Annotated in this window: 18 protein-coding genes; 5 read left to right on the top strand and 13 right to left on the bottom strand. The window is 55.6% G+C overall.

Annotation, left to right across the window (positions count from 1 at the left end; all coding sequences use genetic code 11):
* Window positions 1-349: 349 nt before the first annotated feature.
* The 10 genes from rnc to FE784_RS20880 all read right to left on the bottom strand — a co-directional run bounded on the left by rnc (window position 350) and on the right by FE784_RS20880 (window position 8,187).
* Window positions 350-1,048 (bottom strand): ribonuclease III, encoded by a 699-nt coding sequence (gene rnc, locus FE784_RS20925; RefSeq protein ID WP_246132114.1) that lies wholly within the window; start codon window positions 1,046-1,048, stop codon window positions 350-352.
* 132 nt (window positions 1,049-1,180) lie between these two features.
* Complete coding sequence (gene fabF / locus FE784_RS20920) at window positions 1,181-2,419, bottom strand: beta-ketoacyl-ACP synthase II (protein WP_139604181.1); 1,239 nt, start codon at window positions 2,417-2,419, stop codon at window positions 1,181-1,183.
* A gap of 138 nt (window positions 2,420-2,557) precedes the next feature.
* On the bottom strand, window positions 2,558-2,791 hold the full coding sequence (acpP, locus tag FE784_RS20915) for an acyl carrier protein (RefSeq protein ID WP_139604180.1): 234 nt from the start codon (window positions 2,789-2,791) through the stop codon (window positions 2,558-2,560).
* 108 nt (window positions 2,792-2,899) lie between these two features.
* Complete coding sequence (gene fabG / locus FE784_RS20910) at window positions 2,900-3,640, bottom strand: 3-oxoacyl-[acyl-carrier-protein] reductase (RefSeq protein ID WP_139604179.1); 741 nt, start codon at window positions 3,638-3,640, stop codon at window positions 2,900-2,902.
* Window positions 3,641-3,653: 13 nt separating this feature from the next.
* Window positions 3,654-4,607 (bottom strand): ACP S-malonyltransferase, encoded by a 954-nt coding sequence (fabD, locus tag FE784_RS20905; protein WP_139604178.1) that lies wholly within the window; start codon window positions 4,605-4,607, stop codon window positions 3,654-3,656.
* A gap of 46 nt (window positions 4,608-4,653) precedes the next feature.
* The gene (locus FE784_RS20900; RefSeq protein ID WP_139604177.1) at window positions 4,654-5,640 is read right to left on the bottom strand and encodes a beta-ketoacyl-ACP synthase III; all 987 of its coding nucleotides are present in this window, start codon (window positions 5,638-5,640) and stop codon (window positions 4,654-4,656) included.
* A 1-nt stretch (window position 5,641) separates the two neighbouring features.
* Window positions 5,642-6,643, bottom strand: a complete 1,002-nt coding sequence (gene plsX, locus FE784_RS20895; protein ID WP_139604176.1) for a phosphate acyltransferase PlsX — start codon at window positions 6,641-6,643, stop codon at window positions 5,642-5,644.
* Window positions 6,627-7,223: a transcription factor FapR gene (gene fapR / locus FE784_RS20890; protein WP_139604175.1), complete on the bottom strand. Its 597-nt coding sequence runs from the start codon at window positions 7,221-7,223 to the stop codon at window positions 6,627-6,629. Before fapR ends, plsX begins: the two co-directional genes overlap by 17 nt.
* 249 nt (window positions 7,224-7,472) lie before the next feature.
* Window positions 7,473-7,646: a 50S ribosomal protein L32 gene (rpmF, locus tag FE784_RS20885; RefSeq protein ID WP_139604174.1), complete on the bottom strand. Its 174-nt coding sequence runs from the start codon at window positions 7,644-7,646 to the stop codon at window positions 7,473-7,475.
* A 28-nt stretch (window positions 7,647-7,674) separates the two neighbouring features.
* A complete protein-coding gene (locus tag FE784_RS20880; protein ID WP_176706398.1) occupies window positions 7,675-8,187 on the bottom strand; it encodes a YceD family protein in 513 nt (170 codons plus the stop codon).
* A gap of 144 nt (window positions 8,188-8,331) precedes the next feature.
* On the opposite strand from FE784_RS20880, the gene FE784_RS20875 reads away from it, so the two are divergent.
* Window positions 8,332-9,651, top strand: coding sequence for a tRNA(Met) cytidine acetate ligase (locus FE784_RS20875; protein WP_139604172.1), 1,320 nt, complete (start codon window positions 8,332-8,334; stop codon window positions 9,649-9,651).
* A 1-nt stretch (window position 9,652) separates the two neighbouring features.
* On the opposite strand, the gene FE784_RS20870 is transcribed toward FE784_RS20875, so the two are convergent.
* Window positions 9,653-10,789, bottom strand: a complete 1,137-nt coding sequence (locus FE784_RS20870) for a SepM family pheromone-processing serine protease (RefSeq protein WP_139604171.1) — start codon at window positions 10,787-10,789, stop codon at window positions 9,653-9,655.
* 110 nt (window positions 10,790-10,899) lie between these two features.
* On the opposite strand from FE784_RS20870, the gene FE784_RS20865 reads away from it, so the two are divergent.
* Window positions 10,900-12,180 carry a hypothetical protein gene (locus tag FE784_RS20865; RefSeq protein ID WP_139604170.1) on the top strand — a complete coding sequence of 427 codons (1,281 nt, stop codon included), beginning with the start codon at window positions 10,900-10,902 and terminating at the stop codon, window positions 12,178-12,180.
* Between the two features lie 26 nt (window positions 12,181-12,206).
* Here the strand turns inward: FE784_RS20865 and coaD are convergent, their stop codons facing one another.
* A complete protein-coding gene (coaD, locus tag FE784_RS20860) occupies window positions 12,207-12,719 on the bottom strand; it encodes a pantetheine-phosphate adenylyltransferase (protein WP_425465555.1) in 513 nt (170 codons plus the stop codon).
* A 20-nt stretch (window positions 12,720-12,739) separates the two neighbouring features.
* Window positions 12,740-13,297, bottom strand: a complete 558-nt coding sequence (gene rsmD / locus FE784_RS20855; protein ID WP_139604168.1) for a 16S rRNA (guanine(966)-N(2))-methyltransferase RsmD — start codon at window positions 13,295-13,297, stop codon at window positions 12,740-12,742.
* 542 nt (window positions 13,298-13,839) lie between these two features.
* Between rsmD and FE784_RS20850 the strand changes: the two genes are divergently transcribed.
* The 3 genes from FE784_RS20850 (at window position 13,840) to FE784_RS20840 (ending at window position 15,037) form a co-directional block, all read left to right on the top strand.
* Complete coding sequence (locus FE784_RS20850) at window positions 13,840-14,085, top strand: type II toxin-antitoxin system HicA family toxin (RefSeq protein ID WP_139604167.1); 246 nt, start codon at window positions 13,840-13,842, stop codon at window positions 14,083-14,085.
* 15 nt (window positions 14,086-14,100) lie between these two features.
* Entirely contained in the window at window positions 14,101-14,544 is a 444-nt protein-coding gene (locus tag FE784_RS20845) for a type II toxin-antitoxin system HicB family antitoxin (RefSeq protein ID WP_139604166.1), read from the top strand.
* A 292-nt stretch (window positions 14,545-14,836) separates the two neighbouring features.
* Complete coding sequence (locus FE784_RS20840) at window positions 14,837-15,037, top strand: hypothetical protein (RefSeq protein ID WP_139604165.1); 201 nt, start codon at window positions 14,837-14,839, stop codon at window positions 15,035-15,037.
* Window positions 15,038-15,142 lie beyond the last annotated feature (105 nt).

Genomic DNA, 15,142 nt, shown 5'->3' with positions numbered 1-15,142 from the left:
AAGGAGTTACTACGCCACGCAAAGCTTGTTCGAATTCTCCTATATGGGTGAACGAACCGTTCGATGGAACGAATCGCGATTGGTCGGGCAAATCCGTTTGAGTTATCAATCATCCAGCTCCTCGTATGTAAGCAACCGCTCTGCATGAAGAGCACATCCTAATTTATTGTAGCATATATGGTCCATCGAGAACATTCCCGGGGCACGCACAGCCTATTCCGCGTTGACAACGGAACTTTATTTGTTTGGCATCTACGAAAAAGCGTTTCATCCCTCTCGCCAACCAAAAGAAAAAGCGGCTTCCGCCGCTTTCTCTCCGCCGGCTTTCACCGGCATTCCCTGTAATCCGTTACGCCTTCGGCATCGCATGGAACCGGGCAAGCGCCTGCGAAGCCGCTTGCTGCTCCGCGTCCTTCTTCGAGCGTCCGGAACCGGTGCCGAGCATGCGCTCGTCCAGCCATACCTCGGACACGAACTCCCGGTCATGCGCCGGACCCCGCTCCTCGACGATCCGGTACTCTACCGTACCTAGCCCGCGCTGCTGAGTAAATTCCTGCAGCTTCGTCTTGAAGTCGCCGGCCTGCAGCATCGCGTCTTTCGCCAAATACGGGAACATATGCATGTGCAGAAACGATTTCACGGCTTCCAAGCCTTGATCCAAGTACAACGCGCCGACGAACGATTCGAATACGTCCGCCAGCAGGGCAGGTCTCGTCCGTCCGCCCGTCAGCTCTTCTCCTTTGCCCAGAAAAACGTACGAACCGAAGTCGAGCCTCTCGGCAAATTGGACCAAGGAGGGCTCGCATACGATCGAAGCCCGATGCTTGGTCAATTCGCCCTCCGGCCGATCGGGATACGTCCGGAATAAATATTCCGACACCGTCAACTGCAGGACGGCGTCTCCCAGAAACTCCAGCCTCTCATTGTCCTGAGATACGGTAGAGCGCTGTTCGTTGACGTAGGACGAATGGGTGAACGCTTGCTTTAACAGATGAGGCTCCTGGAACGCGATTCCGAGTTCCGCTTGCAGCTTTTTCAATGATTTCAACGAAATCCACCGCCCATCGTTTCGATCCGATAGTAGGATTCGCCCACGCATGCCGTTTGTATTCGAAAAATCCCCGCATTAACCGATTGGACCGAAGACAAAACGGTTATGGCAATCGCAATACGGAGAAGCTTATTCCGCGAAGCGCTTCAAAATGATCGTCGCATTGTGACCGCCAAAGCCGAATGAATTGGACATGGCGATCTGTACATCCGCATCTCTAGGAACGTTCGGCACGTAGTCGAGATCACATTCCGGATCTTGATTGTCCAAGTTGATCGTCGGGGCAATCCTGCCTCGTTCAAGCGTCAAACCGGTAATGACCGCCTCTACGCCGCCGGCCGCGCCGAGCAGATGCCCGGTCATCGATTTGGTCGAGCTGACCGCCACTTTATAGGCATGGTCGCCGAGCGCCTTCTTGATCGCCGTCGTCTCCGATTTGTCGCCAACCGGCGTGGAAGTGCCATGCGCATTGATATAGTCGATCTCCGGCGGCTCGATGCCCGCGTCCCGGATCGCCCGCGACATGCAGCGCGCCGCGCCTTCCGGATCAGGGTCGGTCATATGGTGCGCGTCTCCGGACATCCCATAACCGATTACTTCGGCATAGATGTGGGCTCCGCGCTTGCGGGCATGCTCCAGCTCCTCGAGCACGAGGATCCCGGCTCCTTCTCCCATGACGAAACCGTCGCGCTCCGTATCGAACGGACGGCTCGCCTTCTCCGGCTCTTCGTTGCGCGTCGACATCGCTCTCAAGGCGCAGAAGCCGGCCATGCCCGTCGGACGGATCGTCGCCTCGGCGCCGCCGCAAATCATCACGTCGGCGTCATCGCGCTGAATCAGCTTGTACGAATCGCCGATCGAGTGCGTGCCCGTAGCGCAAGCGGTAACCGCCGTACTGTTCGGGCCTTTCGCGCCGAACAGCATGGAGATTTGTCCGGACGCCATATTGGCGATCATCATCGGGATGAAGAACGGGCTTACCCGCTTCGGTCCCTTCTCCAGCAATATTTTATGCTGCTCTTCCCATGTTCCGAGTCCGCCGATTCCCGAGCCTACATATACGCCGCAGCGCTCGGGGTCCGTGTTCTCGCCGATTTCGAGCTTTGCGTCCTTTACGGCAAACTGGCTGGCCGCCACGGCGAATTGGACGAACCGGTCCATGCGCCGGGCTTCTTTCTTATCCATATAATCTTCCGGATTGAAATCGTGGATTTCTGCGGCGATATGGGTCGTATACTCGCTCGTGTCAAACGACTCGATAATCGAGACGCCGGATTTGCCTGCCATCAGGTTATTCCAAAATGTCTCCAGATCGTGCCCCAAGGAAGACATGACACCCATTCCGGTTATGACGACTCTTCGTTTCATCAGTTCCCACCTCTTCGACATCACGACGATTGTATACTGCTTTATCGGAAGCTTCGGCCATGCGCCGAAGACATCGTTTGCATATTTAATGAGGAGAAGTCCCGTTCCTGACATGAAAACGGGACTTTAAACGCTTGTTTAGGTATGAGACTTTATGTATTCTACTACCTCTCCTACGCTTGTAATCTTCTCAGCATCTTCGTCGGAAATTTCCAGATCGAACTCGTCTTCCAACTCCATAACCAATTCGACTACGTCGAGGGAATCTGCACCCAAATCGTCTTTAAAAGATGCTTCGAGGGCGACTTCAGACTCTTCAACCCCGAGGCGATCGACCACAATGCGCTTCACGCGGTCAAAAATATCGGACATCCCGTTCACCTCCTCCTTGGTATTATACGAGAAACGAAAGCAAAATGCCATACCTGTCCGACAGCTCGCCGCACAGGCCAAGGATCTGCGGCATTCGACGGTTTTCCCTTACATATACATGCCGCCGTCGACATGGATCGTCTGCCCCGTCATGTAGGCGGAATCGTCCGACGCCAGAAACCGGACGACCCGGGCAATATCCTCCGGTTGTCCCAGCCGGGCGAACGGGATTTGCTGCAGCATCGATTCGCGCTGCTCGGCCGTCAGCTTGTCGGTCATATCGGTTTCGATAAACCCCGGCGCGACCGCATTGACCGCGATGTTGCGGGAGGCCAATTCCCTCGCGGCCGATTTGGTCAATCCGATCACTCCCGCTTTGGCCGCGACATAGTTCGCTTGCCCGGCATTGCCAAGCACGCCGACGACGGAAGAAATGTTGATGATTTTGCCTGCACGCTGCTTCATCATCGGACGCGTAACCGCCTTGATGCAGTTGAATACGCCCTTCAGGTTCGTATCGATAACTTGGTCGAATTCTTCCTCTTTCATGCGCATGATCAGATTGTCGCGCGTAATGCCCGCGTTGTTGACCATGATGTCGATCTTCTGAAACCGCTCGAGCGTCTGCTTGACCATCTCCTCCACTTCGGAGGAAGAAGCTACGTTGGCCTTTACTTTGAAAGAACGGCGGCCCAATCCTTCGATATGGCGCACGACTTCCTCGGCGGCCTGCTCGCTGCCCGCGTAATTGACGACGACATCGGCTCCTGCTTCGGCCAAGCCAATCGCTATCGCCCGGCCGATCCCACGTGATGCTCCGGTTACGAGCGCCACTTTTCCTTCCAGCATCGCTATCCCTCCTTCAAGATGACGATCGAACGGCTTGCAGCTCAGCGGCGAATTTCTCCAAAGCTTCGCGGCTGTTGATCGATACGGCCTGCACCTGCTTGTCCACTTTTTTGATCAATCCGGCCAAAACCGTGCCCGAGCCGATCTCGACGAACGTGTCGACGCCTTGCGCGATCATCCATGCGACGCTGTCTTCCCACAGTACGGGAGAGACGACCTGATCGACGAGCAGACTGCGGATTTGTTCCGCTTGAAGCACCGAATCGGCCGTTACGTTGGCAACGACTGGAATGCTGGCGTCCTTCATCTCCAGCCTTGCAAGCGTGCCCGCCAGCTTGTCCGCCGCCGGCTTCATCAAGGACGAGTGGAACGGCCCGCTCACTTCCAGCGGAATGACCCGCTTCGCCCCGGCTTCCTTGCCGCGCTCTACGACCGCCTGCACGCCCTCGGCGCTTCCCGAGACGACAATTTGTCCCGGACAGTTCACATTGGCCATCTCGACGACACCGATCTCCTCCGACACGGACCTGCACAGCTCGGCCAATCGTTCGCGTTCTGCGCCTAGCACCGCCGCCATGCCGCCTTTGCCGCTCGGTACAGCCTGTTCCATGAACTCGCCGCGAGCCCGGACCGTCCGAACCGCATCCTCGAAGCTCATTACGTCCGCGGCGACCAGCGCGCAATATTCGCCCAAGGAGTGGCCGGCTACGAAATCGGGCTGAATGTCCAGTTGTTTCACCGCTTCCAGTATCGCGATGCTGGTCGCAAGCAGTGCCGGCTGCGTATTCGTCGTCTTCTTCAACTCTTCATCGGGACCATGAAAAATAATGTCGGACAGCTTGAAGCCGAGCGCTTCGTCCGCTTGCTCGAAACGGCTCTTGGCGCCCGCATGGCTCTCGTACAAATCCTTTCCCATACCGACGGCTTGCGCGCCTTGTCCGGGAAACACAAACGCGATTCGTTTCATCAGTCGTTCCCCTTTCCATCATGAGACTTAGAATGGAGCCTTGCCATTACCACACCAATACGGATGCGCCCCAGGTCAGTCCGCCGCCGAAGCCGACGAACAGCAGCTGGTCGCCTTCCTTGATCCGGTCCTCGCGCACCGCTTCGGCAAGCGCGATCGGTATGGAGGCCGCCGAAACGTTGCCGTATTTATTCAAGTTGATCATGCATTTCTCTTCCGGCAGCTCCAGTCGCTCGAGAGCCGATTGAATGATGCGGATGTTGGCCTGATGCGGGATGAGCAGATCGATTTCGCTCTTGTCGACCCCCGCCTTGCGCAGCGCTTCTTCGGCTGCGGAGCCCATGATTTTGACGGCGAACTTGAACACTTCCTTGCCCGCCATGTAGATGTATTGCATTTTCGAGTCCAGCACTTCCTGGCTGACCGGATTGCGCGAGCCGCCCCCGCATGCCTTCAGCAATTCTCCGCCGGAGCCGTCGGCTCCGAGCTCGAACGACCGGAATCCGCGCCCTTCCGCAACTTCGCCCAATACGACCGCTCCCGCTCCGTCACCGAACAGGATACACGTATTGCGGTCCGTATAGTCGGTAATTCTAGACAAGCATTCCGCCCCGACGACGAGCGCGTTTTTGTACATGCCGCTGGCGATCAGCGCCGATGCGTTGGCCAGCCCGTATATGAAACCGGAGCATGCCGCGGACAAATCGAATGCGGCCGCCTTTTTCGCTCCGAGCCGGCTTTGCAAAATACAGGCCGTCGAAGGAAACGACATATCCGGCGTTACCGTCGCGACGATAATCAAATCGAGGTTTTCCGCCGCTACGCCGGCATTCCCCAGCGCCTCGAGAGCGGCTTCGTAAGCCAGATCGGAGGTGGCCTGCTCTTTGGAAGCGATCCGCCGTTCGCGAATGCCCGTCCGGCTGACGATCCATTCGTCGTTCGTCTCCACCAGCTGCTCCAGTTCCCGATTCGTCAACACCCGCTCCGGCACATACATGCCGGTTCCAATAATGCCTACAGGTACTCCATTCATGTTATCCATCTCGCTTCCCGCTGGTTTCCGTAGAAATCGCCTCGACCAGACGATTCTCAATGGCAATACGCGCTTGCCTTACGGCGTTTTTGATCGCATTGGCATCCGAAGAGCCATGACTTTTCAAGACGAGTCCATTGATGCCTAGCAGAGGCGCGGCTCCATGCTCGCTATAATCCATCTTCTTCTTGAAAGCGGACAATCCTGGTTTCAGGACGGCCGCGGCCAGCTTGCTCATGAACGAGCGGGTAAATTCCGTTTTCAATGCGGAGAAAACCGCACCCGCCGTACCTTCCATCGCCTTCAGCAAAATGTTGCCGGCAAATCCTTCGCACACGAGCACGTCGCAGCTGCCGTGCAGCAAGTCCCTTGCCTCCACGTTGCCTACGAAATGGATAGGGGCCCGTTCAAGCAAAGGATAGGCGGCTTTCGTCAATTCATTCCCTTTGGCCGCTTCCGTCCCTACGTTGAGCAAGCCGACGCGCGGCTTCGCCAGTCCGTGCACCTTGTTCCGAAAGATGCTGCCCATGATAGCGTACTGCAGCAAATTATCCGCCGAAGCATCCATATTCGCGCCGAGATCCAGCGCCAGCACGCCGCTGCCGTCCATAGTCGGAAGCATGGGCGCCAGAGCGGGCCGTTCAATCCCATCGATCCGACCGACGATCAGTAATCCCGTTGCCATCAAAGCGCCGGTATTGCCCGCCGAGATCATCGCAGCGGCAGCGCCTTCCTTTACCATCCGACCGGCGACGACCATGGAGGCGTCCTTTTTCCTGCGCACGGCGCGCACCGGTTCGTCATCGGCTGCAATGATGTCGGCCGTATGGTGCACGGTTACATTGCCCGGTTTGGAGCCGGCAGGCATGTGGCTCGCGATTTGGCTCTCGTCTCCGACCAGTACGATCTCCACATCGTTCCATTCTTTTGCCGCCAGCAGCGCACCTTCAACCGTCACGGCGGACCCTCGGTCCCCGCCCATGGCATCAATCGCGATTCGCATGCAGCTCTTCCCCTCTTTCGTTCAATTCGCTCGGAGACCGGTAGATCATGAAGTTTCCGTGAAACACCGTCTCTTCCCCGACGTACGTGAACACTTCGACCTTCGCTTTCCCCTTTTGTCCGGACACGGTGCGGACATACGCTTTCGCGATGCATTTCTCGCCCAGCTTCACCGACCGGATAAACCGGATGTCCGCCGATGCGGTCAATGCCATTTCATTGTTGATCACGGCGATCGCAAGCGAATTCGCCTGTGAGAAGACATGGTGGCCGCGGGCTATTTTCGTCCGGGAAAACACATGCTCCTCCTTGATTTCGAACATCGATATTCCGCTCTTGTCCAGCTGCAGGTCTATAACGTCTCCGATTACCTCGTGAAGGGGCAAAGACCGCACTTGATCGTATGTCCGCTCGGCCATCAGCTTCAGCCGTTCCCGAAGCTCCGGAATGCCTAGCTCCAGCCGGTCGAGACGAATCGTTTGGATGCTTACCTTGAACATGCGGGTAAGCTCCTCGTCCGTGACGAACGGATTCCGTTCAAGCTCCTTGGCCAACTGCTGCTGGCGTTGACGTTTTGGCATTCGTTCGATGACGGGCACCCACTTTCGGATCTTCGTGCGTTTCGCTCGTTTCGCTATATGAATCGACGTATCGATTATTACCAGGTACTAAACGTTAGTATAAATTATTCCGGTTGAAAAAGAAAGTATTTCTACTCCGCGAACGATCCCCTCGAAAGCGGCGATCTCCGATGGACATTATCCGAAAAGTTCTCCGAAAAAAGAAAAAAGCACCTCATCGAAATGAAGTGCTCTTGCAAGCATCCGTTATTACTGCTTGACGATCTCTCTGCCCTTGTAAGTTCCGCACACTTTGCAAACGCGGTGAGCGAGCTTGAATTCTCCGCAATTTTCGCATTTTACCATGCCCGGTACGGACAATTTAAAGTGAGTACGGCGTTTGTCGCGGGTCGCTTTAGAAGTTCTTCGAAAAGGAACTGCCATATTCCCACCTCCTTCACAAATCTTATGACTACTCTTTCCCTTTGTCTAGCAATTGCTGTAACACGGCCAATCGCGGATCGATTCGCGCTTCCGGTAGGGCCGCGGGATCGATATTCAGATTCGCCCCCGTCTCCGGATTCAAGCCTTTGCATTCTGGAGTGCATACCGGAATGTAAGGCAAGCCGAGCAGGACGCTCTCTTCGACGTACGGCGTCAGGTCGACGACGTCTTCGTTGATCACGTGCAAATCGTCTTCATCGGCGTCCGAACGTCCTTTGTCTCGCGTGAATCTTTCCCTGAACGGAATAGACAGCCGCTGGCCGTACTGGGTAAGACAGCGCGAGCAAACGAATTCGGCGAGCAGGGTCATCGTTCCGGATACATCCACAATGCCGGAATCGGTCATGGCCCGCACATCGACGCGAAGCGGTTCGACACGCGTTACATCGCTCTCCCCTTGAAACAAATGCCCGACATCCATGTCTTCGGCATGCCGGACCTGTCCCGAATGGGAAGCCAAATCCCGAATGTTTAAATGCATGTTAATCACTCCAAACAAACATAGACTATTATATCGATTCTGTTCCTGCTTTGTCAACATTTTCACTGCATGATATAGTATATGGGGTAAGGATTTGCCCGCGAAGCAGTAATGAGAGACAATTACGGACAAGGAGTTCTTCCATTGAAAACGGTCGGAATTATTGTCGAATACAATCCTCTGCATAACGGCCACGTTTATCATTTCCAACAAAGCAAGATTGTATCAGAGGCGGATGCCGTCGTCGCCGTCATGAGCGGCAGCTTCCTCCAGCGGGGCGAACCCGCTCTCGTGAACAAATGGGCGCGCACCGAAATGGCGCTCGCGATGGGAGCCGATCTCGTGATCGAGCTGCCCGTCGCTTATTCGACGCAGCCTGCCGAATGGTTCGCTTTCGGCGCCGTATCGGCTCTCGAAGCTACGGGTGTCGTCGACGCCTTCTGCTTCGGCAGCGAGAGCGGCGATCTTGAACGGCTGCAGTCGACGGCGAGACGGCTTCATGCCGAGGACCGCTCCAGCTTGCCGCAGGACTTATCGGAGACCGGATCGGGAGATGCCGGCTCTGGTTCTACCGCTTTTCGCGACACGATTCGGGCCCGGTTAAAAAGCGGGGCCAGCTACCCGTCCGCTTATGCGGCGGCAGCCGGATCGCTGCTGGAGGAGCGTGATCACGAATGGCTGGCCCAGCCGAACAATACGTTGGGCCTTCATTATTTGCTTGCCTTGGAGCGGCTGAAAGGCAAGATGCGCCCCTGCACGATACGCCGCCATAAAGCCGGCTATAGTCAAACGGATATTTCCGACGAGCGCATCGCCAGCGCTACGGCGCTCCGCAAGCTGCTTGCCGAGGACACGGATGCAAATGCAAACGCCTTGCGTCCTTTCGTACCGGAATACACCTGGAGCATCCTGCGCCGGGAATTGGCCGCCGGACGCGCACCGGTGAACTGGGAATCGTTTTTCCGGACGCTATTCGCGCGCATTGCCGTCACCGGCACGGCCGAGCTGTCCGAGTACGGCGAGGTGACCGAAGGATTGGAGCACCGTATCAAACGTGCGATAGGCACCGTGAATCCGGACGGGGGCCAGCCGTTCGAGCAGCTGATGCATGCTTTAAAGACGAAACGATATACGCGTACCAAGCTGCAGCGAACGATGACGCGCATTTTGCTGAATCACCGCAAAGACGCGCTGTCGATCGGGCTGCTGCGCCGGGGCGTCCCGTATTTGCGCGTACTCGGCTTCTCCCCTCGCGGACAAATGCTGCTGAAGACGATGCGAAAAACGGCCGCAGTCCCTGTCGTCACGAGGACGGCTTCCTGCCGTCATCCGTTCCTGGACCTCGACATTCAGGCAGCCGCCGTCCATGCTTTGGCGTACCGTTCGCCATCCCAGCAAGATCTGTCTCGCGATTATTCCCAACCGCCGCTCCGTCTGGGAGACGAGCAAGATCAGGGCGTATGATCTATGTTTTCGGCTGCAATCCTGCCAAATAGCGAACGGCGTCATCCAGCGTGGCGACGGGAACCACTTTCATCTTCGTACCGATCTTGCCCGCCTGATCCGCCGCGTCGGATGCGTTCGGCACGTCGGCGGCAAGGCTGCACTCCCCTTTTTTGCGGTCCACGGGCGCGAAGAAAATATCGGCCTTCTCCCGGTCCGCGGCGACGATTTTTTGACGGATGCCTCCGATTGAGCATACGGTGCCCTTCGCGTCGATGGTGCCCGTACCGGCGATCCGGTATCCTTTGGACAAGTCCCCCGGCGTGAGCTGGTTATAAATTTCCAGCGAAAACAACAATCCGGCTGAAGGTCCGCCTATTTCGCCGGCATCGATCGTTACTTTTTTGTCCCCTTGCTCCGGTGCGATCTCGAGCAGCTCCGCCGTCGAGATGCCGAAGCCGATACGCGGCACGGAGGTGTCCGTTCCGGCCGCAGTGCCGGTGCGCCCCTTCTCCTTGTCCACTACGTTCAAATCTTGCAGCGTTACGGCCACTTTTTTCTCCGTCTTGCCCCGCGTGACGGTTACCTCGATCGACTCCCCGGCTTTGCGCTCCTTCAGCTCGTTCAAAATATCCTCGTGCTTGACGATCGTTTTGGAGCCGACCTTCACGATTTTATCGCCCGGTTGGAGAATGCCGTCGGCCGGGTACCCTTCCATCGTCTGCATGACGAGAACGCCCTGCGAATCGATTTTGTACGTTATGCCCGCCTGCTTGTAGGCCGCTTGTATGGCGCTGCTCTGCGAATCCAGCATGACGTATTCCTGCCGGGTCGAATATTCTTTCTCCGAGCTTCCCCGCAGCACCTCTTCTTTTTTGCGGATTTCCGTGTTCGGGCTCAGTTTGGCGGTCAAATAGCTGAATATGCTGGAGCGGCCCATCGTTACCGTTGTCAGCATAAATGCGCCTTTCTCTTCCTCGTCGCCGCTCGCTACTCGGACCATCGGTTTAATCGCCTCTGCCGTCCCGGGCTTGTAAATGTAATAGGGTACCGGAATGAAATAGAAGGCGTAAACGATCGTAAGCGTAATGAGGAATGAGGATAGGAAGCCGCGAGTCCACTTCAGTTTGTTGCGTTCTCTTTGTCGATAGTCGATCAAGGTATGACTCTCCTTCCATGCTCCTTCTCCGCGCTATGCCGTCAGGCTTGGTCTAAAGGGCGGCCGCTTCGCGTAAACATGTAGCACCCATCCAATTGGAGGCGATACTGATGCGAATCGGGATGTTTCACGCGAGAAGCCGCGAATATACGGTAACGCTCGCGATGCTGACGGCTATCTTGGTGCTCTCGATCCTGTTTTTTCCGGAACGCGCTTTTCAATCCTCGCTAGGAGGGTTGACGATATGGTGGACCATCGTGTTCCCGTCGATGCTTCCGTTTTTGATGCTGAGCGAAATGATGAGCGGCTTCGGAGCGGTCCGGGGCCTCGGAACGATGCTGGAGCCGCTGATGCGCTTCATGTTCCGCCTTCCCGGCCATGGCGGCTGGGCCATCGCGATCGGTGCGGTTACCGGCATGCCTGCGGGTGCCGAAGCGGCCGGCAAGCTTCGCCGGGAAAACCTCGTCAGCCGGGAAGAGGGAGAACGCCTTCTCGCGCTCTCCCATGTGGCAAGCCCTTTTTTTATACTGACGGTAATCGGAGCCGGATTTCTTCATAATGTCGCAACCGGAGTCGTCATTGCTATCGTTCATTATGTTTCGGCGATAGGCACCGTATTGCTGCTCCGTTTTTTTTGGCGCGGCACGGACAGCGCAACGTTAGCTCCGACACCGCTGCTCGCGAATAGGAAGGCAAAGGACGCCCGCAAGCCGATCATCGTCCGGGCATTGTCCGATATGCATCATGCCCGTCTGGAGGATGGGCGCTCGTTCGGCAAGCTGCTCGGCGATTCGGTATCCGGCGCGATTCAGAGCTTAATGATGATCGGCGGGACGATGATCGTATTTTCCGTCATGCTGGGCGTCATGGATACGGTCGGAATCGCTCGGCTATTGTCGGAAGCCGTTGCAATGGCCGTACCGAACATGCCCTCACCGGTCGAATCGATAAAAAGCGGTCTTTCCGGCCTGCTCGAGGTTCATGTCGGCACTTACCTGTTAGGGCAACCCCGCTTGCCCGCTTCAGTGACAGCCGCATTGATCGGGGCCGCGCTTGCTTGGAGCGGACTGGCCGTCCATTTGCAAGTGCAGACCGCCATACGCCATACCGACCTGCGTTACCGGTATTTCCTGCTTTCCCGTATCGTGCACGCCGGATTATCGTTCGTCCTTACGCTTTTGCTCTGGCGCCCGTTGACCGGCTGGTTTCATGGCTCGTTACCGAGCTTTCTGTCCGACCCGGCCTCTCGTTCGCCCCATAATGGCCTTACTTCATGGAGCGTTTGGACCGTTGTTCCCCATCGGCTCATCGAACTGGCCGTCCTGCTTGCCATCGCGATCGGTTTATCGCTAATCGTGTCGGTCTTCCTGCGCTTAGGCAAAGCGAAATGAAATCAACCTCCGGTGCCGCACCTGATTCATCGAGAACGGTCTTCCGCGTATTTGATTCGCAGCGCCGCTTCGACCTCTTGCGGCACCAGATCCGAAATGGGACCGTTGTAACGCGCAATCTCCTTGACAATGCTGGAGCTCAAATACGAATATTGCGGATTGGTCATCATGAAGAAGGTTTCCACTTTATCGTTCAGCTTATGATTGAGCGAAGCCATTTGCATTTCCGATTCGAAATCCGATATGGCCCGCAGCCCTTTAACGATCACATGCGCCTTTTTCTCGGATACGTAGTTGATCAGCAAATCGCCGAAGCTGTCCACTTCGACGTTCGGAACGCCGCGCGTCACTTCCTTCAGCAAGTTTGTCCGCTCCTCTACGCTGAAAAGCGGATTTTTCTTGCTGTTGTTCAGTACCGCCACGATGACTTTGTCAAACACGTTGGCAGCGCGGTGGATAATGTCCAAATGCCCGAACGTCACCGGGTCGAAGCTCCCCGGATAGACGGCGATCGTATAATCGTGCTTGGTGTCGCCCATTGCAATCATCCCCTTATCGGTCAGTTTCGCGTACGTCTATAAATGGAAACGGCCGTTTCCCCATACTCGGTATGCTTGATACGAACCGCGTCTCCGATCTGATCGTCGAACACATTGGCCGAGTCGTGCTCGACCACAATCGTGGCGGCGCTCTCGAGCATTTCCTGCTCCAGCATCGTTTGGATCAATTGGACGATTGCCGTCACCTTGTACGGCGGATCGAGAAAGACGAGATGGAATCTGGCCTCCCGCTTGCCCAGCGCTTTGAGCGCCCGCAGCGCATCATTGCGGTATACCTCCGCCTTCTCCTCCAGACGGGCCGCCTGCAGATTCGCATGCACGACCTCTATGCTTTTTTTGTCAGCGTCCACGAAGACGGCTTTGTCCATCCCCCTGCTCAATGCCTCGATGCCGAGCCCGCCGGTACCCGCGTACAGATCAAGTACGATGCCTCCGTGGAAATACGGTCCGATCATGCTGAAGATCGCTTCCTTGACCTTGTCCGTCGTCGGCCGCGTCCCCATTCCCGGCACCGCTTTTAACGGCCTGCCCTTGGCCGATCCCGAAATGACTCTCACGCTTCCACCCCAAACTTGTGCGATATGTATGTCTCCATACGGTCGGAACCCGAGGGCCGCATAACCGACGGATTTGTTGTTGCTATCGTAACATATTCAGCAAATAAACCACAAAAATTTTGCCGGGTCACGTATATCTTTTTCCGAAACGGGAATATTGAAGATATCGACATCCAAAAAGTGTCGTAGACAACCGCGGAGAAGACTTACGTTTCCCCATAAGCTCTTCGTCCGGTTTCTCCTCTCCCATGAGGGGGTTCGCGCAAGCGGCCCCCGAGACTATGATCCGCTACCCCTTGTGGGGAGCGGTTTTTTTGTTGTTTTCATTTCGACATCTACACTCATATTTTTCGATTGGGTACCGATTGGGTACCTAATTTGACTTGAATCTAAGACTGCTTTCTTCGCAAAACGCAATCATTTAATCGGAGAGTGATCGCATGCAGAACAGTTAAACTTAAATATATACGCGGCGAATTTTGTAATTATTCAATGCGCATTATAGTGCGTGTTATAATAAAAAACAGAAAGGAGGTCAGGGAGTGGGGAAACAGCGAACGGTGCGAGAGGTCATCAAAGCATTAAAGAAAGCCGGGTTCGTCGAGTCACCGAATCACGGCAACGGCACAAGCCACCGGCGCTACATAAGCTCAACAGACCCCACGAAATACGCTGACATCAGCGTTCACGGCTTGGGAGACACAATTGCAAAAGGAACGCTGAAAAGCATCGAGCGCCAGTCCGGGGTTAACTTATACCCCCGGCTATCTCTCCCCCTTACTTCTTAAAAGGAGCGTGAAAGAATGGTATTTCAAACCCACTATCTGTACCCGGTCGTCATTGAGCAGACCGAGAGTAATCTGAGCATGTACTTTCCCGACTTCCCCGGAGCTGCCGTAACAGCCGTCGATCTGGTTGAAGGGCTGGCAAGAGCGAAAGAACTGCTCGCCTTCCGGATCGTCGAGCTTGAAGAGACTGGACAGCCCCTTCCAGATCCGTCTGCGCCGGAGAAGATCGAACTTGAGGAGGCCAGCGACCGCATCGTTTTTCTGGAAGTGTTCATTCCGCCGTACCGTGATGCAGCCGCAAATAAGGCCGTTACAAAGAACTGCACGCTGCCGAAGTGGCTGCGAGATGAAGGAGACAAAGCGGGGCTGAACTTCTCGCTCATCCTGCAAAATGGACTGAAGGATGCGCTTGGGCTGGCAAAGCACGATCATTCGAATAATGAACGAGCTGCGCAGTAATAGGATCTGGCACTAGGCGAGCTTGTAAAACCAATCGCTGTACAATTGCTCATCGTGGCCACCTGCTCATTGAACGAACAAATCAAGTACGACGCTCACGAAATCGCAGGATCTAAACGTCAAATTCGAATGCATGGACTTCGAGCAAGTGCTTCAGGTCCGAGGTTGAATAATAAAAGGGATGCCGCCTCCCCACCACAGAGACAACGGCTTCCCTAACCACCAACCCGAACGGGTGGCACCAGTATTATAGCAGGATGTCCTCTCGATCGGCAATACAAGGAGGATGCTTATGGGTTTGGAAAAAGTAGTGACAGATTACATTAAAATGTTTCGCCATCATATTGAGCCGATCGCGATGCGGGCGATCTATGTTCAGCCCAGACGGGCTCGGTACTGGCGGACGAGGATCGGCCAGACGAGCAGCTCATCGGCGAGCTGCGGTCGCTGCATACGGCTTACTGTGTTGTATATGACGAGTGGTTTGGATTGACGGATCGAGGACGATCTGGCCGACATTCTTCATAAAAATAAAAATCCCCCGTCAGCCGAAGCCAGGGGGGGATTTATTAGTGGGGGAGGAACTGTACGTTACATT

The organism is Paenibacillus hemerocallicola (assembly GCF_006265175.1).
Classification (GTDB): Bacteria; Bacillota; Bacilli; order Paenibacillales; family NBRC-103111; genus Paenibacillus_AB; species Paenibacillus_AB hemerocallicola.
The sequence above is the reverse complement of the archived record's forward strand: the minus strand, read 5'-3'. Positions and strand labels throughout refer to the sequence as shown.